At 68.4% G+C, this 20,608-nt stretch carries 19 protein-coding genes; 10 read left to right on the forward strand and 9 right to left on the reverse strand.

Going from position 1 to position 20,608, the window contains the following annotated elements; all coding sequences use genetic code 11:
• Position 1 precedes the first annotated feature (1 nt).
• From V4U86_RS05605 to V4U86_RS05615, 3 genes are all read left to right on the forward strand, one after another.
• Positions 2 to 1,360 (forward strand): hypothetical protein, encoded by a 1,359-nt coding sequence (locus tag V4U86_RS05605; RefSeq protein WP_395310297.1) that lies wholly within the window; start codon positions 2 to 4, stop codon positions 1,358 to 1,360.
• 105 nt (positions 1,361 to 1,465) lie between these two features.
• Positions 1,466 to 1,876 carry a hypothetical protein gene (locus tag V4U86_RS05610; RefSeq protein ID WP_395310298.1) on the forward strand — a complete coding sequence of 137 codons (411 nt, stop codon included), beginning with the start codon at positions 1,466 to 1,468 and terminating at the stop codon, positions 1,874 to 1,876.
• Between the two features lie 79 nt (positions 1,877 to 1,955).
• Positions 1,956 to 3,431: an NAD(P)-binding protein gene (locus V4U86_RS05615; protein ID WP_395310299.1), complete on the forward strand. Its 1,476-nt coding sequence runs from the start codon at positions 1,956 to 1,958 to the stop codon at positions 3,429 to 3,431.
• On the opposite strand, the gene coaA is transcribed toward V4U86_RS05615, so the two are convergent.
• Entirely contained in the window at positions 3,403 to 4,335 is a 933-nt protein-coding gene (gene coaA / locus V4U86_RS05620) for a type I pantothenate kinase (RefSeq protein ID WP_395310300.1), read from the reverse strand. The two genes, V4U86_RS05615 and coaA, sit on opposite strands and share 29 nt — an antisense overlap.
• A gap of 30 nt (positions 4,336 to 4,365) precedes the next feature.
• Between coaA and V4U86_RS05625 the strand changes: the two genes are divergently transcribed.
• The 5 genes from V4U86_RS05625 to V4U86_RS05645 all read left to right on the forward strand — a co-directional run bounded on the left by V4U86_RS05625 (position 4,366) and on the right by V4U86_RS05645 (position 10,067).
• Complete coding sequence (locus V4U86_RS05625) at positions 4,366 to 5,574, forward strand: DUF885 domain-containing protein (protein ID WP_395310301.1); 1,209 nt, start codon at positions 4,366 to 4,368, stop codon at positions 5,572 to 5,574.
• Between the two features lie 33 nt (positions 5,575 to 5,607).
• Positions 5,608 to 7,074 carry a glycine hydroxymethyltransferase gene (locus tag V4U86_RS05630; RefSeq protein WP_395310302.1) on the forward strand — a complete coding sequence of 489 codons (1,467 nt, stop codon included), beginning with the start codon at positions 5,608 to 5,610 and terminating at the stop codon, positions 7,072 to 7,074.
• Between the two features lie 66 nt (positions 7,075 to 7,140).
• On the forward strand, positions 7,141 to 7,968 hold the full coding sequence (locus V4U86_RS05635; protein WP_395310303.1) for an acyl-ACP desaturase: 828 nt from the start codon (positions 7,141 to 7,143) through the stop codon (positions 7,966 to 7,968).
• Positions 7,969 to 8,167: 199 nt separating this feature from the next.
• The gene (locus V4U86_RS05640; protein WP_395310304.1) at positions 8,168 to 9,481 is read left to right on the forward strand and encodes a PhoH family protein; all 1,314 of its coding nucleotides are present in this window, start codon (positions 8,168 to 8,170) and stop codon (positions 9,479 to 9,481) included.
• Between the two features lie 124 nt (positions 9,482 to 9,605).
• On the forward strand, positions 9,606 to 10,067 hold the full coding sequence (locus V4U86_RS05645) for a PRC-barrel domain-containing protein (RefSeq protein ID WP_395310305.1): 462 nt from the start codon (positions 9,606 to 9,608) through the stop codon (positions 10,065 to 10,067).
• On the opposite strand, the gene V4U86_RS05650 is transcribed toward V4U86_RS05645, so the two are convergent.
• From V4U86_RS05650 to glpX, 4 genes are all read right to left on the reverse strand, one after another.
• Complete coding sequence (locus tag V4U86_RS05650; RefSeq protein WP_395310306.1) at positions 10,054 to 10,482, reverse strand: nuclear transport factor 2 family protein; 429 nt, start codon at positions 10,480 to 10,482, stop codon at positions 10,054 to 10,056. The two genes, V4U86_RS05645 and V4U86_RS05650, sit on opposite strands and share 14 nt — an antisense overlap.
• Positions 10,479 to 11,762 carry an MFS transporter gene (locus V4U86_RS05655; protein WP_395310307.1) on the reverse strand — a complete coding sequence of 428 codons (1,284 nt, stop codon included), beginning with the start codon at positions 11,760 to 11,762 and terminating at the stop codon, positions 10,479 to 10,481. The genes V4U86_RS05650 and V4U86_RS05655 overlap by 4 nt, the downstream gene beginning before the upstream one ends.
• Positions 11,763 to 11,845: 83 nt before the next feature.
• Positions 11,846 to 13,252: a class II fumarate hydratase gene (locus tag V4U86_RS05660; protein ID WP_395310308.1), complete on the reverse strand. Its 1,407-nt coding sequence runs from the start codon at positions 13,250 to 13,252 to the stop codon at positions 11,846 to 11,848.
• 31 nt (positions 13,253 to 13,283) lie between these two features.
• Positions 13,284 to 14,312, reverse strand: coding sequence for a class II fructose-bisphosphatase (gene glpX / locus V4U86_RS05665; protein WP_395310309.1), 1,029 nt, complete (start codon positions 14,310 to 14,312; stop codon positions 13,284 to 13,286).
• A gap of 56 nt (positions 14,313 to 14,368) precedes the next feature.
• Between glpX and V4U86_RS05670 the strand changes: the two genes are divergently transcribed.
• Positions 14,369 to 15,013, forward strand: a complete 645-nt coding sequence (locus V4U86_RS05670; RefSeq protein ID WP_395310310.1) for a DUF4245 domain-containing protein — start codon at positions 14,369 to 14,371, stop codon at positions 15,011 to 15,013.
• Here V4U86_RS05670 and V4U86_RS05675 read toward each other — a convergent pair.
• Positions 15,010 to 15,669, reverse strand: coding sequence for a TetR/AcrR family transcriptional regulator (locus V4U86_RS05675; protein ID WP_395310311.1), 660 nt, complete (start codon positions 15,667 to 15,669; stop codon positions 15,010 to 15,012). The two genes, V4U86_RS05670 and V4U86_RS05675, sit on opposite strands and share 4 nt — an antisense overlap.
• A gap of 132 nt (positions 15,670 to 15,801) precedes the next feature.
• Here V4U86_RS05675 and V4U86_RS05680 point away from each other — a divergent pair, with 132 nt between their 5' ends.
• Positions 15,802 to 17,475, forward strand: a complete 1,674-nt coding sequence (locus V4U86_RS05680) for an alpha/beta hydrolase (RefSeq protein WP_395310312.1) — start codon at positions 15,802 to 15,804, stop codon at positions 17,473 to 17,475.
• Here V4U86_RS05680 and V4U86_RS05685 read toward each other — a convergent pair.
• From V4U86_RS05685 to V4U86_RS05695, 3 genes are read right to left on the reverse strand one after another with little or no spacing between them, the layout of a single operon-like run.
• Complete coding sequence (locus V4U86_RS05685) at positions 17,446 to 18,657, reverse strand: AI-2E family transporter (protein ID WP_395310313.1); 1,212 nt, start codon at positions 18,655 to 18,657, stop codon at positions 17,446 to 17,448. The genes V4U86_RS05680 and V4U86_RS05685 overlap by 30 nt on opposite strands.
• Before the next feature lie 38 nt (positions 18,658 to 18,695).
• A complete protein-coding gene (locus V4U86_RS05690) occupies positions 18,696 to 19,445 on the reverse strand; it encodes an SDR family NAD(P)-dependent oxidoreductase (protein ID WP_395310314.1) in 750 nt (249 codons plus the stop codon).
• Positions 19,442 to 20,512, reverse strand: coding sequence for an NAD-dependent epimerase/dehydratase family protein (locus V4U86_RS05695; protein WP_395310315.1), 1,071 nt, complete (start codon positions 20,510 to 20,512; stop codon positions 19,442 to 19,444). The genes V4U86_RS05690 and V4U86_RS05695 overlap by 4 nt, the downstream gene beginning before the upstream one ends.
• Between the last annotated feature and the right edge of the window lie 96 nt (positions 20,513 to 20,608).

Consider the following 20,608-nt stretch of genomic DNA (forward strand, 5'->3'; position numbering starts at 1 on the left):
CATGGCCGGGCTGTCGGCGATCGTGTTCGCACTCAGCTGGTGGCTCGGGTTGTACCTGCTCGCCCGTGACCCCCGAAAGCCGGTGCTGGTGCTGGCCGCCGCCGGGTTGACCAGCTTTGCCGTCGTCGTCGCCCTCGATGCGGTGCGCACCGAGACCTCCTCCGAACTGCTCAGCCGGATCGAGATCTACCTGGTGGCGCTGCCCGGGATCTTCTGGTTCGCGGTGCTGCTCGAACTGTCCCGCCCCACCGAGACCTGGCGCAGCCGGGTCCGCGAGATCGTGTTGGTCGGGGTGGTCGCGGCCGTGGCGTTCACCGGCGCCGCACTGGCCGGGTCCGTCGACGGACCGCTGCGCGCCGGGCACTGGGTGATGTTCGCCGCCGTTTCGCTGCCGTCGTTGGGGGCCATGGTGACCGCCGTGCTGCGCCCCGCGCAGCCGGTCCCGGTGGTGCGGTTCGTCTTGGTGGCGACGCTGTTCTTCGCGCTCGGCAACGCGATCCTGGTGATCCCGCTGGGGCTGCTGCCGAGCTGGCTGGCGCTGGCGTCGACCGGTTTCGACGTGGCGCTGCTCGGGATCGCAGTGGCGTTGTGGGACGCCTTCGACGAGGGGCAGGCGCTGCGCGCGGACATGTTGCGGTCCTGCACGGCGACGGCCGTGGTCGCGGCGCTGTTCGGCGGGCAGGTGGGCATCGGTCTGGCCGTCACCGGGGAGTCCGCGCAGATCGCCCTGACCGTGCTGCTGTTCACCAGCCTGGCCATCGCCATCGCCATCAATGTGCTGGCCGACCCGCTCGCGGGGATACTGGACCGGCTGGCGTTCTCCGGGTCACCCGGCCTGCGCGCCGAACGGGCCGCGTTGCGTGGCACCGAGGCGGCGCTGCCGTTGCGTGCCGGCAACCCGCTGGAGGATCTCGACGACGACACCTTCGTCCGGCTCACCCGGCGCGCATTGGGACACTATGGCGACCTGTCCAAACTGGTGGCCAGCCCGCTCACCGCGCTGCCCGTCATCGACGCCCGGCTGGCCGCCCGGGGCGCGCCGGACCGGCCGCTGGAGCGGGCCAACGAACTGAAGGCACTGCTGGCCGACCGCATCGCGGCGCTCAAACCCCGCGATGGCGGCGACTTCGGCACCACCGAGCAGTGGCGGCACTACAACTCGCTGTACTTCCCCTATGTGGTCGGGGTGCGCGCGTACGCGCAGAACGCCACCGCGGCCGGGCTCGACCCGGTCGCCCGGCAGGCCTGGCAGTGGTTGGTCACCGAGGTGCCGCAGCGGTCGCTGCACAACTGGCAGAACGCGGCGGCCCGGGTGATCGCCGCCGATCTGCGCGGCACGATGCTGGCGCAGGTGCGCTGACCGCCGCTGACCTGCGGTTGGCAGTCTTTGGCAGCGTTGGGCGTCGAGCTGGCAGCGGTGCGCGAGCAGGGTCGGAGGTGTCCTGAACCGAACGAAAGGAACACCATGTCCACCATCTCCGTTCCCGCCGTATCCACCGCCCGCGACGGGCTGCTGCGACTGGCCATGCGCGTCGACGCGATCATCGTCGGCGTCGTCGGGGTGGTCCTGCTGGCCGCGGCCGGGTGGGCCGCCGACCTCACCGGTCTGCCCCGGGCCGTCGAATTGGGTGTGGGTGTCTTCTCGGTGGTCTACGGCGTCGTCGTGCTGGCGCTGGCCGCCGTCGACCACGTGCGCCCCGCCGGGATTGCCGTCGTCATCGCCAACCTGGCGTGCACTGCCATCGCCGCCGCGGTCCTGCTCACCGGCGCGTTCCCGCTGACCGGGGTGGGGACCGCGGTCGTCATCGTCACCGGTCTGTACACCCTGGTGATGGCCGAACTGCAGTACATCGGGGTCCGCCGGTTGGCCGCCTGAGCCGAACTCGAGTAGCCCGCTACTCGGGTCTGCCTGGGACCGCCGGGTCACAGTGGACTGACTCGCCCGAGGAGGTTCCGTGACCACTGTCGATTCCTGTGACGTCTGCATCGTGGGTGCCGGTCTCGCCGGTTTGAACGCGCTGTTCGCCGCGAGCCGGTACCTGCGTGCAGACCAGAAAATCATCCTGCTCGACCGCCGTCCCCGGGTCGGCGGGATGTGGGTGGATGTCTACCCGTATGTGCGGTTGCACCAGCCGCACGGGATGTTCACCGCGGGCAACATCGCCTGGACCCTCGACCGGGACCGGGGTTACCTGGCCACCAAGGACGAGGTGCTCGACCATTTCGCCCACTGCCTGGCGCAGATCCGGCAGCGGGTGCAGGTGGAGGAGTGGCTCGGCTGGTCCTACGTATCCGAGACCGAGCACGACGGAAGAGTCCGCGTCGTCTGCCGGACCGGGTCCGGAGATGACCATGTGATCGAGGCCGGCCGGCTGATCAAGGCCTACGGTTTCGACATCGCCACCAACGACGCGCTCACCGTCTCCAGCACCCGGGTGCGCTCGGTGTCCCCGGACTTGTGTGACATCCGCAGCGGTGAGATCGCCGCCGACACCGCGCCGGTGTGGATCATCGGCAGCGGCAAGACCGCGATGGACACCGCGCACGCCCTGATAACCCGCAACCCAGGCCGTGAGGTCAATCTGCTGGCCGGGTCGGGCACGTTCTTCTCCAGCCGCGACCGGTTCTTCCCGGCCGGTGCGCAAAGGTGGTGGGGCGGAACGCAACTGAGCGCCCTTGCCGCCAAGCTGAGTCAGGCGTTCGACGGCACCAACGAAGCAGAGGTCGCGCGCTGGTATCGCGACGCATACGGCACCGGCCCGACGGCGCAGGCCGGCCACTTCCTGCTCGGGGTGCTGTCGGAACAGGAGAACCGCACCATCGCCGCGGGGTTGCATGAAGTCACGATGGATCACCTGGTCGACGTCGTGGACCGTGACGGCACCACCGAGATGGTGTTGCGCAGCGGTGCGACCAAGGCCATCGACCCGCGCAGCTGGCTGGTGAACTGCACCGGGTACATCGGCAAGACCGAAATACCCTATGAGCCGTACACATCGGCGGGCGGATCGGTGCTCTCACTCCAGATCCGTTCGGCCACCATGCATCTGATGTCCTATGCCGGGTACTTCATGACGCATCTGATGTTCCTGGACAAGCTGAGCGAACTGCCCCTGTACGAATTGGACCTGCAGGAGTTGCGCAAGCAGTCCAAGGAGGCGATGCCTTTCGCCATGTTCACCCTGGTCCAGTACAACCTCGGGCTGATCGCCGATGCGGTGCCGGCCAAGGTGTTCAGCGAGTGCGGCCTGGACTTCGACCGGTGGTATCCGTGGCATCGTCGGACCGCCGCGGGACTGCGGTTCATGCGCACCCACCGCGCCGAATCCGCGCGGTTGCGGCAGACCCTGGACACCATCGGGGAACGCTTCGACGTGCGCTGCGGCCCAATCGATTCGGTGCTCAGAGCTTCCGCAGTCGCAGCCGGTTGATGGAGTGATCGGCGTCCTTGCGCAGCACCAGGGTGGCCCGCGGCCGGGTGGGCAGGATGTTCTCGATCAGATTGGGGCGGTTGATCGAATGCCAGATGTCGCGCGCGGCGAACTCGGCCTGCTCGTCGGTCAACGTGGCGTAGTGATGGAAGTGCGAAGCCGGATCGGCGAACGCGCCGGCGCGCATCGACAGGAAGCGCGAGATGTACCACTGCTCGATGTCCTCGACCCGTGCGTCGACGTACAGCGAGAAGTCGAACAGGTCCGAGACCATCAGCGCCGGACCGGTCTGCAGCACGTTCAGCCCCTCCAGGATGAGGATGTCGGGCTGCCGGATCATCTGATTCTCGCCGGGCACGATGTCGTAGAACAGGTGCGAATACACCGGGGCGCAGGCCTTGTCGGCCCCGGACTTCACCGCGGTGACGAACCGCATCAGCGCCCGGCGGTCATAGCTCTCGGGAAAGCCTTTGCGATGCATCAGATTCCGCCGCCCCAACTCGGCATTGGGGTAGAGGAAGCCGTCGGTGGTCACCAGATCGACGCGGGGGTGATGCTCCCAGCGGGCCAGCAGTGCCTTCAGCACGCGCGCGGTGGTGGACTTGCCGACCGCCACGCTGCCGGCCACCCCGATGACGAAGGGGACCGGGCGGTCTGAGGTCTGCTCGCCGAGGAACTCCGCGGTGGCGGCGAACAACCGTTGGTGCGCGGCGACCTGCAGATGGATCAACCGGGCCAGCGGCAGGTAGACCTCTTCGACCTCCAGCAGGTCGACGGACTCGCCCAGACCGCGCAGCCCGATCAGCTCGGCTTCGGTGAGTTTCAGCGGGGTCGCCATACGCAGCGAGCGCCATTGGGTCCGGTCGAACTCCACATATGGGCTCGGCTCGCTGGGCCGCGGCATGTGGTCAGTCTTGCATCTAACGTTGTCGGAATGAACGCGGGTATGGATTCCGGCACCTTGATTCGCGAGTACTTGCTGCTCGGGCTGCGCTTCGACCGGGTCGAGGAGGGCTACGTGGACTCGTTCACCGGGGACGCGGCACTGCGTCGCCAGGTCGCCGACGAGCCCACCCCCGACCCGGCCGACCTGGCCCGACAGTCCCGCCGCCTGCTGGCCGAGGTGCCGCACGCCGACGGCCTGGACGCCCAGCGTTCGGGCTATCTGGCCGCCCACCTCAAGGCGCTGGCCTGCGCGGGCCGCAAGTTCGCCGGGGAGGACGTGGGGTTCGTCGAAGAGGTCCGCGAGTACTTCGACGTCGACATCGCCAAGGGGGATCCCGACCGTTACCGCGAGGCGCACCGCCGCCTCGACGAGGCGCTGGGGGGCAGCGGCCCGCTGGCCCAGCGGCTGCAGGCCTACCGCGGCGCCGAGGAGATCCCGGCGGAGCGCCTGGAGGAGAGCATCCACGCGTTCTCCTCGGCGCTGCGCGACACCGTGCGGGCCACCTACCCGCTGCCCGACGGGGAGACCATCACCTACGAGGTCGTCACCGACAAACCGTGGTCGGGTTTCAACTACTACAAGGGCAACTACCAGTCGACGGTGGCGGTCAACGCCGACCTCAAACAGCAGATGTCGAATCTGCCCCGGCTGGTCGCGCACGAGTCCTATCCCGGCCACCACACCGAGCACTGCCGCAAGGAGGCCGGCCTGGTGGAGGGCAAGGGCCAGGACGAGCAGACCATCTTCCTGGTCAACACCCCGCAGTGCCTGATGGCCGAGGGTCTGGCGGATCTGGCGCTGTACGCGGTGCAGGGACCGGACTGGGGCGCCTGGGCGTCCGAGATCTACGCCGATCTGGGGCTGCGGTTCGACGGCGAACGCTCGGCGGCCATCTCCGAGGCCTCGGCCGCGCTGGCCGATGTCCGCCAGGACGCGGCGTTGATGCTGCACGACGAGCACCGTGACGTCGACCACGTCGCCGCCTATCTGAGCCGCTGGCTGCTGGTCAGCGACGAACGGGCCCGGCAGATGCTGCGGTTCCTGTCCTCGCCGCTGTGGCGGGCCTACACCAGCACCTACGTCGAGGGGTACCGGCTGCTGAAGGCCTGGCTGGACGACCGGCCCGCCGAGGTGTCGCTGACCGAGCGGTTCGGCCGGCTGCTCGATGAGCCGTTGATCCCGTCCAGCCTGCGCTGACACCCGTCATCACCAGGGCGATAGGCTGACCCCATGACTGCCGACTCGTCGTTGACCGCCCCGGGTGTTGAGTACGCCGCCACCGCCAGCGAGGCCTACCGGGCCGCGCTGTCGGTGATCGAGTCCGTCGAACCCCGCGTCGCCGCCGCGACCCGCAAAGAGCTTGCCGACCAACGTGACTCGCTCAAGTTGATCGCCAGCGAGAACTACGCATCCCCGGCGGTGCTGCTGACCATGGGCACCTGGTTCTCCGACAAGTACGCCGAGGGCACCGTCGGGCACCGGTTCTACGCCGCCTGCCAGAACGTCGACACCGTGGAATCGCTGGCGGCCGAGCACGCCCGCGAACTGTTCGGCGCCCCGTACGCCTACGCGCAGCCGCACTCCGGCATCGACGCCAACCTGGTGGCGTTCTGGGCCATCCTGGCCACCCGCATCGAGGCGCCCGGACTGGCGGAACTGGGCGCCAAGCACGTCAACGACCTGTCCGAGGCGGACTGGGAGAAGCTGCGCAACAAGCTGGGCAACCAGCGGCTGCTGGGCATGTCGCTGGACACCGGCGGGCACCTCACGCACGGCTTCCGGCCCAACATCTCGGGCAAGATGTTCCACCAGCGCAGCTACGGCACCGACGCGGCGACCGGACTCATCGACTACGACGCCGTCGCCGCGGCCGCCCGGGAGTTCAAGCCGCTGATCCTGGTCGCCGGCTACTCCGCCTACCCGCGCCGGGTGAACTTCGCCAAGATGCGCGAGATCGCCGACGAGGTGGGCGCCACCCTGATGGTCGACATGGCACACTTCGCCGGCCTGGTGGCGGGCAAGGTGTTCACCGGTGACGAGGACCCGGTGCCGCACGCCCACGTCACCACCACCACCACGCACAAATCGCTGCGCGGCCCGCGCGGCGGTCTGGTGCTGGCCACCGAGGAGTACGCGCCGGCCGTGGACAAGGGCTGCCCGATGGTGCTGGGCGGACCGCTGTCGCACGTGATGGCGGCCAAGGCCGTCGCGCTGGCCGAGGCCCGCCAGCCCGCCTTCCGGGAGTACGCGCAGCGCGTGGCCGACAACGCCAAGGCGCTGGCCGACGGGTTCCTCAAGCGGGGCGCCACCCTGGTCACCGGTGGCACCGACAACCATCTGGTGCTGCTGGACGTGACCTCGTTCGGGCTGACCGGGCGCCAGGCCGAGTCCGCGCTGCTGGACGCCGGCGTCGTCACCAACCGCAACGCCATCCCGGCCGACCCCAACGGGGCCTGGTACACCAGCGGCATCCGCTTCGGCACGCCCGCGCTGACCACCCGCGGGTTCGGCGCCGCGGAGTTCGACCGGGTGGCCGACCTGGTGGTCGAGGTGTTGAAGAACACCCAGCCGACCGCCGCGTCGAATGGTCCGTCGAAGGCCAAGTACACGCTGGCCGACGGGGTGGCGGACCGGGTGCGCGCGGCGTCTGCGGAGATCCTGGAGGCCAACCCGCTGTACCCCGGTCTGACCCTCTGACCTCCTCGGCGTGACACGCGGCACGCAATTTCGAGGCACGTGTGTCGGCGGGTTACAGTTACTTTCATGGCTGAGAAACCCGTTGCGAATGCGCTGACCCTCGAACTCGAGCCGGTCGTGGCGGAGAACTTGTCCCGGCATCTGGCCACCGAGGAGCCCTGGTACGGGCACGACTACGTGCCGTTCGACCAGGGCGAGAACTTCGCCTTCCTCGGCGGCAAGGACTGGGATCCGTCCGACGTGACGCTGCCCAAGCCGGTGACCGATGCTTGCGAGATCCTGCTGATCACCAAGGACAACCTGGCCGGCTATCACCGCGAGCTGGTCGAGCACTTCATCCTCGAGGACAAGTGGGGGCGCTGGCTGGGCCGGTGGACCGCCGAGGAGCACCTGCACGCCGTCGCGCTGCGCAACTACCTGGTGGTTACCCGAGAGATCGACCCGACCGCCAACGAGGACGTCCGCGTCGAGCACGTGATGAAGGGGTACCGTGCCGACCGCCTGACCCAGATCGAGACGCTGGTGTTCATGGCGTTCTTCGAGCGCGCGCATGCGGTGTTCACCCGCAACCTGGAGGCGCAGACCCCCGAGCCCATCCTGAAGAGCCTGCTGGGCCGGATCGCCGCCGACGAGGAACGCCACACGGAGTTCTTCGGCAACCTGGTCGCGCACTGCCTGGGCACCGCTCGGGAAGAGACGATCGCGGCCATCGCGTCGCGGGCCGCTGCGTTCGACGTCGTCGGCGGTGACATCGACGCATACGCCGACAAGCGCGCCGTGGTCGCCGACGCCGGCATCTTTGACGACACCACCAAACGACGCGTGGTCGCCGACCAGATCGCGGCCTGGGACCTCGGCCAGGAGCCGGAGTTACAAGAGTTCACCGGCGCGTAACCTGTTGTGCCGGTTGGCCCGGCGCGCCTGCTCGGCACACCCGGTTGACCGGGAGTAGCGTCGATTCCGATGGCTAGCGAATTGCTTTGCTGTCCGGGCGGTACCGATCTTTTCGCGAGAACGGGACCGGCCCCGGTCCTCGGTACCGCGGTGCCCGCCGAAACGCTTCCGCGGGGCCGCGGAGGTCTAGGAGCGCCTCGTGACCGATTCGCCGATCCGGACCTACGTGCTCGACACCTCCGTGCTGCTGTCTGATCCCTGGGCATGCACACGGTTCGCCGAGCATGAGGTGGTTGTCCCTCTCGTGGTTATCAGCGAGTTGGAGGCCAAACGGCACCATCACGAGCTTGGCTGGTTCGCCCGCCAGGCCCTGCGATTGCTCGACGACCTACGCCTCGAATACGGGCGGCTGGATCAGCCGATCCCGGTCGGGACCGAGGGCGGGACACTGCAGGTCGAGCTCAACCACAGTGACCCCTCGGTGCTGCCCGCGGGTTTCCGCAATGACAGCAACGACGCCCGCATCCTCACCGTCGCGGCCAACCTGGCCGCCGAGGGCAAACTGGTCACGCTGGTGAGCAAGGACATCCCGTTGCGGGTCAAGGCCGGCGCGGTCGGCCTGGCCGCCGACGAGTACCACGCCCAGGACGTGGTGACCTCGGGCTGGACCGGCATGGACGAACTGGACGTGTCCGCCGAGGATGTCGACACCATCTTCGGCGAGGGCGAACTCGACCTCGCTACGGCGCGGGATCTGCCCTGCCACACCGGTATTCGGCTGCTGGGCGGCAACTCCTCGGCGCTGGGCCGGGTGAATGCGGACAAGCGGGTGCAGCTGGTTCGTGGTGATCGTGAAGTGTTCGGCCTCCGGGGAAGGTCAGCCGAACAACGCGTCGCCCTCGATCTGCTGCTCGACGAATCCGTCGGCATCGTCTCCCTCGGCGGCAAGGCGGGCACCGGCAAGTCGGCGCTGGCGCTGTGCGCGGGCCTGGAGGCGGTGTTGGAGCGCCGCACCCAGCGCAAGGTCGTGGTCTTCCGGCCGCTGTACGCGGTCGGTGGCCAGGATCTGGGCTACCTGCCCGGCAGTGAGAGCGAGAAGATGGGCCCGTGGGCGCAGGCCGTCTTCGACACCCTGGAGGGGTTGGCCAGCCCGGCGGTGCTGGAGGAGGTGCTTTCCCGCGGCATGCTGGAAGTGCTGCCGCTCACCCACATTCGCGGCCGGTCCCTGCACGATTCGTTCGTCATCGTCGACGAAGCCCAGTCACTGGAGCGCAACGTGCTGCTCACGGTGCTGTCCCGGCTGGGATCGGGGTCGCGGGTGGTGCTCACCCACGACGTGGCCCAGCGCGACAATCTGCGGGTCGGCCGGCACGACGGTGTCGCCGCCGTCATCGAGAAGCTCAAGGGCCATCCGTTGTTCGCGCACATCACCCTGATGCGCAGTGAGCGGTCCCCGATCGCGGCGTTGGTCACCGAGATGCTGGAGGAGATCAGCCCCAACGCCCTGCCCTGATCGCGAGTTGTGGAGCCTTGACCGGCACCATGCCGGTCAAGGCGCCACGAACAGCAATGTTTGTCGCCCGCGGGGGACGGCTATCCGAACGAGCGAAGACGGATCAATCGGATAGGGGTGCTCCATGACGACGTTGGTAGAGCAGTACGTCGGTGCGGTCGCCTACGACGTGGACGGACACAAGATCGGCAGGATCCGCAAGCTGTTCGTGGACGGGCCCACGCGGGCGCCCAAGTGGGCCGAGGTGAACACCGGATTCCTCGGGACATCACAGACGTTGGTGCCGCTGACCGGCTGTCGCCAGTCCGGCCGTGCGGTCACCGTCACGGTGTCCAAGGAGGGGGTCAAGGAGGCCCCGACGGTCGCGGTCGGCGAGGGGGTGACGATCGAGGACGCCGCCAGGCTGTCGCGGCACTATCGTCTCGACGAACCTCAACCGCAGGCGCCGGAACCGCCGACCCCGCACTCGGCCACCCTCACCATCGCCTCGGTGGCCGCCGGTATCGGCGGCACCGCGATCAACACGGCGGCCTACGCGCCGGAAAACGAGGAGCCCGGCGAGGATCCGGCGGTCAAGCCGGATTGAGCCGCGAACCGGCGGCGAATCCCTCGGTGATCACCCGCCGGTGCGCGAACAACCAGCCGTCCGGTCCGGGCACCGCGGTGTCGCGGTAGGTGCCCCAGTGGTCCAGCCCGCGGGTGCCGATGAACTGGAAGCACGCGTAGGTCTTGGCGGTGCCGTCCGGGCGGGGTTCGACGTAGATCGAACTCAGATGATGGCGGGCGGGCAGGAAGTCGGCGTCGGTGAACCGTCGTGCAGTGTCGGTGAACATCGCCAGGATGGCCTCGGGTCCCACCCATTTCTCGTCGCCGATCTCCAGCACCCCGTCGGGGGCGAACAGTCGGGCCAGCGCCTCGACCTTGCCGGTGTCGGCCAGGTACTGGTAGCTGGTCATCAGGTGGCTGACACCGACCCGGATGCGCAGTTCGTCATCGGTCATGGATGCCGCCCCCACCTGCCCGGCAGCAGTGCTGCCGCGATCACCGAAATCACCGAAACGCCAATGAGATATCCGGCGATGGAATCGCTGGTGCCGGTCGCGCTGTACAACGCAACGGCGATGGTCGGCGCGAACGCCGAGCCCACCACCTGCGACAGCGTGTAACCGATGGACACCGCGCTGTAGCGCACATCGGCGTCGAACACCAGGCTGAACAGCGAGCCGGTCACACCGGCGGCCGGGGCCATCGCCAGCCCGAAGATGAGCACCAGCGCCACCAGGAAGAGCCCGGACTTGCCGGTGTTGATCAATGCGAACGTCGGCAGCACTGCCGCACCCATCGCGACGACCCCGCCGACGAACACCGGCTTGCGGCCCACCCGGTCGGACAGCGCCCCGAACAGCGGGTAGGTCAGCACCGCCACCACCGCGGCCACGAAGACGCCGAAAAGAGCATCGGTGCGGTCGATTCCGGCCACGGTGGTGCCGTAGGACACCAGATAGGCCACGCAGATATAGGCGAAGACGCCCTGGGACAGATAGGCGCCGGCCACCAGCAGGATCTGGCGCCAGTGCCGGCCGAAGGCCTCGGCGATGGGCAGTCGGAGCACCGCCGAACGCTCCTGCACGACGGTGAAATCCGGGCTCTCGGTCAGTGACAACCGGATCACCAGTCCGATGGCGATGAGAATCGCGCTGGCCAGGAACGGGATCCGCCAACCCCAGGACAGGAACTGATCGTCGGGCAACTGTGACACCGCGTAGAAGGCCAAGGTGGCGATCGCGGTACCGGCGGGCGCGCCCATCTGCGGGAACGCGCCGTAGAAGCCCTTGCGCTGCGGGGGCGCGTGTTCGACGGCCATCAGCGTCGCCCCGCCCCACTCACCGCCGACGGCGAAACCCTGCAACAGACGCAGCAGCGTCAACAACAACGGTGCCGCGACACCCAACTGGGCGTAGGTGGGCAGCAGGCCCATCGCGACAGTCGAACCGCCCATCAGCAGAAGCGAATAGACGAGCATCCGTTTGCGGCCCAGCCGGTCGCCGAAGTGCCCGAACACGATTCCGCCCAACGGCCGGGCGACGAACCCGACACCGAAGGTGGCGAAGGACAGCAGTACCCCGGCTGCCGGGGAAGCGCTGGGGAAGAACAACTTCGGGAAGACCAGGGCGGCGGCGGTGCCGTAGATGAGGAAGTCGTAGAACTCGACGGTGGTGCCGATGAAACTGGCGACTGCGGCCCGGCGCGGGGTCGTTACAGTTCTCGCGGTAACTGTCACACCCTTATTGTTGCCGAAGAGACGTGAATGGCCCCCAAAATCGGAATTTTGGGGGCCGCTCACGACTTCTCGCGGGGGAGGGGTTACTCGCCCGGCCTGACCTTCGCCATCGCCAGCACGTCGAGGCGGCGGTCCAGCTCCTCCTCGGAGAGCTTGTCGCCGATCAGGCCGCGGTCGATGACCGTCTGCCGGATGGTCTTGCGCTCCTTGAGGGCTTCCTTGGCGACCTTGGCGGCCTCCTCGTAGCCGATCGCCGAGTTCAGCGGGGTCACGATGGACGGCGATGACTCGGCGAGCTCACGCAGGTGCCCCTCGTTGGCCACCAGGCCGTCGATGCACTTGCTGGCGAACAACTTCGAGACGTTCGACAGCAGGGTGAACGACTCCAGCACGTTGCGCGCCATCATCGGGATGTAGACGTTGAGCTCGAAGGCGCCGGACAGCCCGCCCACCGCGACGGCGGCGTCGTTGCCGATCACCTGCGCGGCCACCTGGGTGACCGCCTCGGGCAGCACGGGGTTGACCTTGCCCGGCATGATCGAGCTACCCGGCTGCAGGTCGGGCAGCTGGAGCTCGCCGAGGCCGGTCAACGGGCCCGAACCCATCCAGCGGATGTCGTTGGCGATCTTGGTCAGCGAGACCGCGATGGTCTTCAGCGCGCCGGACGCCTCGACCAGCCCGTCGCGGGCGGCCTGGGCCTCGAAAGAGTCGGCGGCGGTGCGCAGTTCGGCCACACCGGTCTGATCCACCAGCACCTCGACCACCTTGGCGCCGAAACCGTCGGGGGCGTTGAGGCCGGTGCCGACCGCGGTGCCGCCGATGGCCAGCTCGCCGAGCCGGGGCAGCGTCGCCTTGACGCGTTCGATGCCGGCCTCGATCTGGCGGGCGTACCCGCCGAACTCCTGGCCCAGGGTGACCGGGACCGCGTCCATCAGGTGGGTGCGACCGGACTTGACGGTGGTGCGCCACTGCCTGGCCTTGACCGCCAGCGACTCGTGCAGCACCTCAAGGGCCGGAATCAGGTGGCGCACAGCCGCTTCCGTCGCCGCGATGTGGGTGGCGGTGGGGAAGGTGTCGTTGGAGCTCTGCGACATGTTGACGTCGTCGTTCGGGTGCACCGTGACACCGTTGGCCGCCGCGATGGAGGCGATGACCTCGTTGGCGTTCATGTTAGAGCTGGTGCCGGAGCCGGTCTGGAAGACGTCGATGGGGAACTGGTCGTCGTGCTTGCCGGCGGCGATCTCGGCGGCAGCGGCGATGATGGCGTCGGCCTTCTCGGCCGAGAGCAGGCCCAGATCCTTGTTCACCTGCGCGCAGGCACCCTTGAGCAGGCCCATGGCGCGGATCTGCGTGCGCTCCAGACCGCGGAACGAGATCGGGAAGTTCTCTACGGCACGTTGGGTCTGGGCGCGCCACAGCGCGTCCTTGGGCACCCGGACCTCGCCCATGGTGTCGTGTTCGATGCGATATTCGACAGCGTCGTCGGACATTGGCTTCCTGTTCGTGTTGGTGTGCGGTTGGTTACGGCAGTGGGTACGCGGCCGAGCTGTCGCCGGTGAAATTGACCGCGGAGTACTCGTTGAGCTTGGACAGCCGGTGGTAGGCCTCGATCATCCGGACGGTGCCGGACTTGGAGCGCATCACGATCGACTGCGTGGTGCAGCCGCCGCCGAAGTAGCGCACACCCTTGAGCAGGTCGCCGTCTGTGACGCCGGTGGCGCAGAAGAAGACGTTCTCACCCGAGACCAGATCCTTGGTGGTGAGCACGCGGTCCAGGTCGTAGCCGCGGTCGATCGCCTTCTGGCGTTCGTCGTCGTCGGTGGGGGCCAGGGTGGCCTGGATCTCGCCGCCCATGCAGCGGATGGCCGCCGCGGCGATGATGCCCTCAGGCGTGCCGCCGATGCCCACGAGCAGATCGGTACCGGACTCGGGCCGGCAGGCCGAGATGGCGCCGGCGACGTCGCCGTCGGAGATCAGCCGGATGCGGGCACCGGCCGAGCGGACCTCGTCCATCAGCTTGGCGTGCCGCGGCCGGTCCAGGATGCACACGGTCACGTCGGACACCGAGGCCTTGCGGACCTTGGCGATGCGCTGGATGTTCGCCGCGATCGGGGAGGTGATGTCGATGAAGTCGGCGACGTCGGGGCCACCGGCGATCTTGTTCATGTAGAACACCGCGGACGGGTCGAACATGGCGCCGCGCTCGGCGACCGCCAGCACCGAGATGGCGTTGGGCATGCCCTTGCTCATCAGGGTGGTGCCGTCCACCGGGTCGACGGCGAAGTCGCAGTCCGGGCCGTCCCCGTTGCCGACCTCTTCACCGTTGTAGAGCATCGGGGCGTTGTCCTTCTCGCCCTCGCCGATGACCACGACGCCGCGCATCGAGACCGAATTGACGAGCTCGCGCATGGCGTCGACGGCGGCTCCGTCACCGCCCTCCTTGTCACCGCGGCCGACCCATCGGCCCGCGGCCATGGCTCCTGCTTCGGTGACTCGGACGAGTTCGAGGGCGAGGTTGCGGTCTGGGGCTTCCCGGCGCGAAGGCGTCATGGCTGCAGATTGTCCCATTAGCGGGTCCAACTTTGGGAACTGGGATACTGGCTGTCATGAGTAGCTCCGAACCGGACCCCGACGCACCGGTCGTCGTGCCGGTTCCGCCCCCCGCCAAGGACCGGCTGTTGCAGGACGGCCGCGACATGTTCTGGTCGATGGCGCCGCTGGTGGCGATCTGCATCCTGCTGGCCGGCGTGCTGGGCATGTGCTCGTTCGCTCCCAGTGGCCCCGGCGAGGGTGCGGTGCCGACGTTTGATGCGCCGGCAGCTCTGGGCGCCGACGCCGAGGTGCTGAATTTCCCGGTCAGGCTGCCGGAGCTGCCGCAGGGGTGGCAAGCCAACTCTGGTGCGCGCGGCGGTATCGACGGTGGCCGCACCGATCCGGCGACCGGACAGCCGGTACGGGCGCTGACATCGCGGGTCGGCTACATCGCGCCCAGCAAGATGTACCTGAGTCTCACGCAGAGCAACGCCGACGAGGCCCGGCTGGTCGGGTCCATCGATCCGGAGGCGGTGCCGACCGGCGCCCAGGACGTCGACGGCGTCACCTGGGTGGTCTACGAGCCGGGTGAGGGGGAGCCGATCTGGACCACCCGCCTGGACGGAACGGCCCAGCTCGCGATCACCGGCGCCGGTAAGCCCGATGATTTCCGGGCGCTGGCGCGGGCCGTGCAGACACAGGCACCGTTGCCTGCTTAATCTTCGTCGGGGAACACCGCCCGGGCCGGGCCCGGGTTCGCGGTGATCGCCGGCAGCACGAACACCTCGATGTAGCGTCGCGCGATGTCGGGGTCCTCGGCCCCGGGCACCAGGCCCAGCAGCATGGCGATGTTGGCGCCGACGAGGTAGCGGGCGAGGTCCCGCGGCCGCAGACCCGCCCGGAACACCCCGGGGCCGGCGGCGTCCACGGTGGCCGCCATGGCCTCCTCGACCAGCCGCAGCAGCGCGTCGTTGTGAGCCAACATGTGCGCGATGGTGTTCTCGTCGGTGCTGTCGGCGATGGTCTTGAGCAGCGGGTCCCGGATCAGTTCCGTGCTGACGATCACCATGGCTTCGGTGATGATGCCGACCAGGCCGGCATCGGCGGGCAGCCGTTCCAGGATGCGCGTCATGTGGCGTTGCGTGGTGCGCTGCACCAGCGCGTCCACCAGTGCGTCCCGGGTGGGGAAGTGCCGGTAGATGCTGCCGCGCGAGTAGCCCGCTTCCCGGGCGATGTCCTCGATGGTCGACGTCCGGTAGCCGCGGTCGATGAACAGTCGCTCGGCCGCGTCGAGGAAGGCGGTCTTCAGTTCCTCTGCCGAAACTCCGCCACCGGCGGGGCGTCCACGGCCTCGGCGGGTTGGTTCAGCAGGCAAGCTCGGCATCCCTTTCCGGGTGGTGACGGATCGACGCTACTCGCGCCAGAAAAAGACATTCTGGGCACTTTGCTCAATTTCCTGCGGTGCGAGGGGTCGCAACCCTAGCGTGTGGGCGACGACGGAGGCCTGATGAGAAATCGATTCGCAATGCCGCTCGGCGCGGCGACCACGCTGGCGGCGATCTCGGCTGCGTTGCTGTCCGGAGCGGCCACCGCGACCGCGGATCCCGGCGGTGGCAGTGCGTCCGAGGCGGCCGGGGCGAGCACCGCACAGGCCGACGACGCCCGCGGGGATTCCCCGGCGCCGGACGGACCGGCCGATACCGGCAGCGCAGGTACCGCCGAGACTGACGGCGTTGACGTCGACGATGACGGGGCCGGGGCGCCGGAACCGGAGGCCGAGGTCGCCGATGTCCACCCGGCCGAACAGACCCTGGCGCCGCGCAGGGTTCGGTCGGCGGTGACCGCCGGTCGCGCCCGGACCCGGTCCGCGGCGGCACCGGCCGCCCCGCAACGGATACAGATCGAGACCGTCGAAGGCGGTGCTGCCATCGCCCACCGCGCCGCCGCGGCGGCAGAACTGCAACCCGACGCCGAGGGAGCCGCCGAGCCGACCGCTGAACCCGTCGCCGCACCGGCGACGGCTTCGAAGCTGGTTGCGGTCGCCCCCGCCACGACCGTCCGCAGATCCGCCACTCTGATCGCCCCGGTGCACAAATTCGTCAACGCCGTTGGATCGACGCTGCTGAACGCGTTGATGGGCCTCATCCAGTTCTTCGCCGGGCCGCCGGTACTGCCGCCCCGGAGCACCGTCACGGTCCGGACATCGAGCCTGGTCATCCCGGTCGGCGCGGGCCGCACCGTGCAGGCGGACTGGTATTTTCCGGACGGAGACGAACCCGCGACCCGGCTCATCTACCTGCAGCACGGGTTCGGCGCCGTCTCATCGATGTACAGCTACAGCGCCGCCGCGCTGGCCGAACGGACCAACAGCGTCGTCGTCGCACCGACGCTGACCTCGAACTTCCTCGATGCCCGCGCCGTGTGGCTGGGCGGCACCCCCATGCAGGATGCCGTCGCGCAACTGTTCGCCGGGGAGCGCACTGCGCTCACCGAAAGTGCCAGTGCCGCAGCGGGACACGCGGTGAATCTGCCGACGCGCTTCGCGCTGGTCGGGCACTCCCTGGGCGCCACCCTGGTGCTGGGCGCGGCAGGCAGGATGGCCGACAACGGCGCCATCGAGGACCTCGTCGGGGTGGTGTTGCTCGACGGCGTCGACGTCAACGACACCGCGCCGGCCGCGCTGGACAAGCTCACCGGTGTCGCGGTGCGCAACATCTCATCCGAGCGCTATCAGTGGAACCGCTACGGTCTGTTGAGTGATCAACTGCAGACGGCCAGGCCGGGGCAGTTCAACGGTGTGATGCTCGAAGGCGGCCGGCATATCGACGGACTGCAGGGCGGAAATCCGTTGCTGCAGTTCGCAGAATACCTGTTCGCGGGCTTCTCGCAGCAGCGCAACGTCGAGGCGGTGCGGACCCTGGCATCGGGCTGGATCAACGATATGTTCGCCGGCACCGCGGCCGGGATCTATCCCGCGCCTGGCGCGCCGGCGCAGATTCCGACCAGCGGTAACGCCGCAGTGGCGGTGGCCCTGCCGATCCGGTCCACCACGCCGGTGCGGGTAACTCCCTGGGACGGTGTGCTGGCCGTGATCCTGGACGCCATCGTCAGGGTGGCGGTCTACGAGCCGCCGAATACCCTTGTCGCGCAGTCAGTCGCCGCGGGTGATCATCGGTGGTGAATCGGCCGCCGACCCGACCGGCGGCGGAGCCTTGCGGCTCGCGGCCCCGCGGACCCGGGCGATCAGGCGTTTGAGCAGGCCGGGTTTGGCGGGTTCGTCGTCTTCGGCACCGAGTTCCATCGGGACACCCTTGTAGACCCACAGGTACGCGCTGATGGTGGTGACGATGACGATCATGATGACCGGTCCGATCACGATGCCCAGGAAACCGAACATGGTGATGCCGGCGAAGACCGACAGCAGCATCAGCGCGGGGTCGAGTTTGGCCTCCTTGGGCACCAGGATCGGACGCAACACGTTGTCTATGTTGGTGACCACCGCGAGGTGGAAGACGATCACGAAGATGCCGCCGATGATGTTGCCGAACAGCATCAGACCGATGCCGAACGGGATGGTGACGATGCCCCCGCCCAGCGGGATCACCGAGAGCGCGGACAGCAGGATCGCGAAGATGAAGAACCCGTCGTGGAAGCCGGCGAGGTAGATCGAGATCGCGCCGGCGAAACCCTGGACCAGGGCTATGACGAACTGGCCGCGGACGGTACCGCGCACCATGGCCGCCATCTTGGCCAGATACAGGTCGGTGGCCTTCTCACCCAGCGGATTGAGAAGACGAATGAGCCGCCGGAGCTGCTCGGCATTGGTCAGCATCGAGATGAACACATATACGAAAATGATCGCGGCGGTCACGGCGCCCGCCAGTCCGCCGACGGCGCCCTGCAGGAAGGACAGGCCCCACTCACCGGCGCGCTGAGCGAACTTCACCACCCATTCCTGCACCTGCTCGGCGGTGATGTTGGTGTTCTGCATGAACGGCACCCGCTCGAGCAGTTCGTTCACCACCCGCAACGACCGGTCACCGAGCGTGCTCAGATCGGTCTGGCCCACCCAGTCGGCGACGCTGCGCACCATGTTCGAGATCTGCACGACACCGATCGCCACGGTTGCGGTGATCGGCACGATGACGGTGGCCACCGCCGCGAACAGGGTGATGGTGGCCGACAGGCCGGTGCTGAACCGCTTACGCAGCCGCTGGTAGATCGGGTCGAACAGGTAGGCCACCACGGCCGCGACCACGATGAGGATGAAGAACCCGCGCAGGAAGTACGCGCCGAAGACGAGGGCGACGACGGTCGCGATCGCCAGGGCTCGGCGCTGGCTGGCGGTGAACTCGGTATTCACCTGTCTATTTGACAGTGTTGGACAGGGTTGCGCGAGCCTCAGGCTTGGGCGAGCTTCATGACGTGTCCGATCACGTCGGGGTAGCGCTTCATGTGGGCGCCGCCGTTGAGGTCGAGCACCTCACCGGTCAGCCAGGACGACTTGGTGAGGAAGACGACCGCCTCGGCGATGTCCTCCGGAGTGCCGGCCCGCCCCAGCGGCGTGTTCTCCACGTACTCCTCGACCACGCCGGGGATCAGGGCCGCGCCTTCGGTCAGCGGGGTGTGCACGAAACCCGGGGCCACCGCGTTGACCCGGATGCCGCGCGGCGCCAACTCGAGCGCGGCGACCTGGGTGAGCATCGACAGTCCAGCCTTGGCCGCGCAGTAGGCGCTCATCCCGACGGCGGGCTGGCGGGCGTTGAGCGATGAGATGGAGATCAGTGAGCCGCCGTCGCGCAGATGGCGTCCGGCGTACTTGGCGACGATGAAGGCGCCGTTGAGGCACACGTCCACGACGGCGCGGAAGTCCTCGACCGCGAGATCGACGATGAGGCCGATGTTGGAGAAGCCGGCGCAGCTCACCACCACGTCGACGTCGCCCGCCTGTTCGAAAAGTGTTGCCACCGAGGCTTCGTCGGTGACATCGACGCCGACCGCGGTGTGCGGATCACCGAGTTCGGTGGCGCGGGACTCGGCACCGTCGGCGTTGCGGTCGGCGATGACGACGCGGTACCCGTCGGCGGCCAGGGCCTGCGCGGAGGCCCAGCCGATGCCGGATGCGCCGCCCACCACGATCGCGGTCTTCATGCCGTAGCTCCGTCCGGCCGGGGGTTGCCCCACTTGTTCTCGATCGCCTTCCATGGATCGGCGAAGCGCGCTCCGGTGCCGTGGTAGGCGGTCTGCCGCTTGAGGATCTGCTTGGCCAGCGGTGCCACCAGCCGCAGCAGGGGACGCTTGATGCCCGCGTTGGCCGCGGTCTCGATCAGCATGTCCGGCCATGAATGCTGTTGGAAGCCAAGAAGTTGCTGAGCGCGGGTGGTGTCCATCCAGTCGGTGTTGAACCAGCTCGCGTCGTTGTTCGGGTCGCCCTTGAGCCCGGCGGGTAGTCCGCCGACCAGCCCGAGCGCCGCGGCCATCGCCGGTGCGACGTCGCCTTGCAGCAGCCGGTGGGTGGCGTCGTCGCCGCCGATCAGCAGCGTCTCACCGATCGCATCGGCAGTGGTGGCAGCGGCGAAAGCGGTTGCCACATCGCGTACATCGACGGTCTGCAGCCGGCCGTCCGTCGGCAGCATGCCTTCGAAGTAGAAGTTGTCCAGCTTCATGTAGGAGCCGGGGGTGACGGTCAGTACCCCGCCCAGGCGCAGGATCACCCAGTCCAGCGCCGAGGTCCGGACGATTTTCTCGGCCTTGACCTTGTGGTCGCCGTAGACGTCGGCCGGATTGACCGGGGTGTCCGCGGTGAGTGGGCCGGTGACCGTGTGCGGGTTGCGTGAGCCGTAGACGGCGATGCTGGAGGCGAGCACGAATCGCGGTGGAGCCGCCAGTTTTTCGGCCGCGCGCACCAGGCTGGCGGTGGCCTCGACATTGACGCGCTCGGCCAGGCCGCGGCGCTGGTAGATGAACGGCGGGATGACCGCTGCCAGATGGATGATCGCGTTCGGTGCCACCTCGTCGACCAGCGCGCCGACCGCGGTGGGGTCGGTCAGGTCGGCCCAGCGCACCGTGACGCCCACCGGCAGGGCTTCGGCCGCCTTCCGGTTGGCGGGGGCGTCCAGGTCGGTGGCCACCACCCGTCGACCGTCAGCCGCCAGGCGGTGCACGGTTGCCGAACCGACCAGCCCGAAGGCTCCGGTCACCAGCACGGTATCGGTCATGGACCACCCTCCAGGGACGAATTGGAACGTGTTCCAAACCTTAGCGAACCCGCGGGTCTCCGCTCAGGTCATCGGTGGATGCCGTCGCGGCGGTCG

This window comes from Mycobacterium sp. AMU20-3851 (genome assembly GCF_043974665.1).
In the GTDB taxonomy this organism is placed as follows: domain Bacteria; phylum Actinomycetota; class Actinomycetes; order Mycobacteriales; family Mycobacteriaceae; genus Mycobacterium.

Excerpts from the sequence above, each read along its gene's own strand:
- glpX (WP_395310309.1), bottom strand. The coding sequence starts at position 14,312 with ATGACGCCTTCGCGCCGGGAAGCCCCAGACCGCAACCTCGCCCTCGAA.
- V4U86_RS05660 (WP_395310308.1), bottom strand. The coding sequence starts at position 13,252 with ATGTCCGACGACGCTGTCGAATATCGCATCGAACACGACACCATGGGC.
- V4U86_RS05630 (WP_395310302.1), top strand. The coding sequence starts at position 5,608 with ATGACTGCCGACTCGTCGTTGACCGCCCCGGGTGTTGAGTACGCCGCC.
- V4U86_RS05650 (WP_395310306.1), bottom strand. The coding sequence starts at position 10,482 with ATGACCGATGACGAACTGCGCATCCGGGTCGGTGTCAGCCACCTGATG.
- V4U86_RS05680 (WP_395310312.1), top strand. The coding sequence starts at position 15,802 with ATGAGAAATCGATTCGCAATGCCGCTCGGCGCGGCGACCACGCTGGCG.
- V4U86_RS05625 (WP_395310301.1), top strand. The coding sequence starts at position 4,366 with ATGAACGCGGGTATGGATTCCGGCACCTTGATTCGCGAGTACTTGCTG.
- V4U86_RS05605 (WP_395310297.1), top strand. The coding sequence starts at position 2 with ATGGCCGGGCTGTCGGCGATCGTGTTCGCACTCAGCTGGTGGCTCGGG.
- V4U86_RS05645 (WP_395310305.1), top strand. The coding sequence starts at position 9,606 with ATGACGACGTTGGTAGAGCAGTACGTCGGTGCGGTCGCCTACGACGTG.
- V4U86_RS05635 (WP_395310303.1), top strand. The coding sequence starts at position 7,141 with ATGGCTGAGAAACCCGTTGCGAATGCGCTGACCCTCGAACTCGAGCCG.
- V4U86_RS05695 (WP_395310315.1), bottom strand. The coding sequence starts at position 20,512 with ATGACCGATACCGTGCTGGTGACCGGAGCCTTCGGGCTGGTCGGTTCG.
- V4U86_RS05690 (WP_395310314.1), bottom strand. The coding sequence starts at position 19,445 with ATGAAGACCGCGATCGTGGTGGGCGGCGCATCCGGCATCGGCTGGGCC.
- V4U86_RS05610 (WP_395310298.1), top strand. The coding sequence starts at position 1,466 with ATGTCCACCATCTCCGTTCCCGCCGTATCCACCGCCCGCGACGGGCTG.
- coaA (WP_395310300.1), bottom strand. The coding sequence starts at position 4,335 with ATGCCGCGGCCCAGCGAGCCGAGCCCATATGTGGAGTTCGACCGGACC.
- V4U86_RS05670 (WP_395310310.1), top strand. The coding sequence starts at position 14,369 with ATGAGTAGCTCCGAACCGGACCCCGACGCACCGGTCGTCGTGCCGGTT.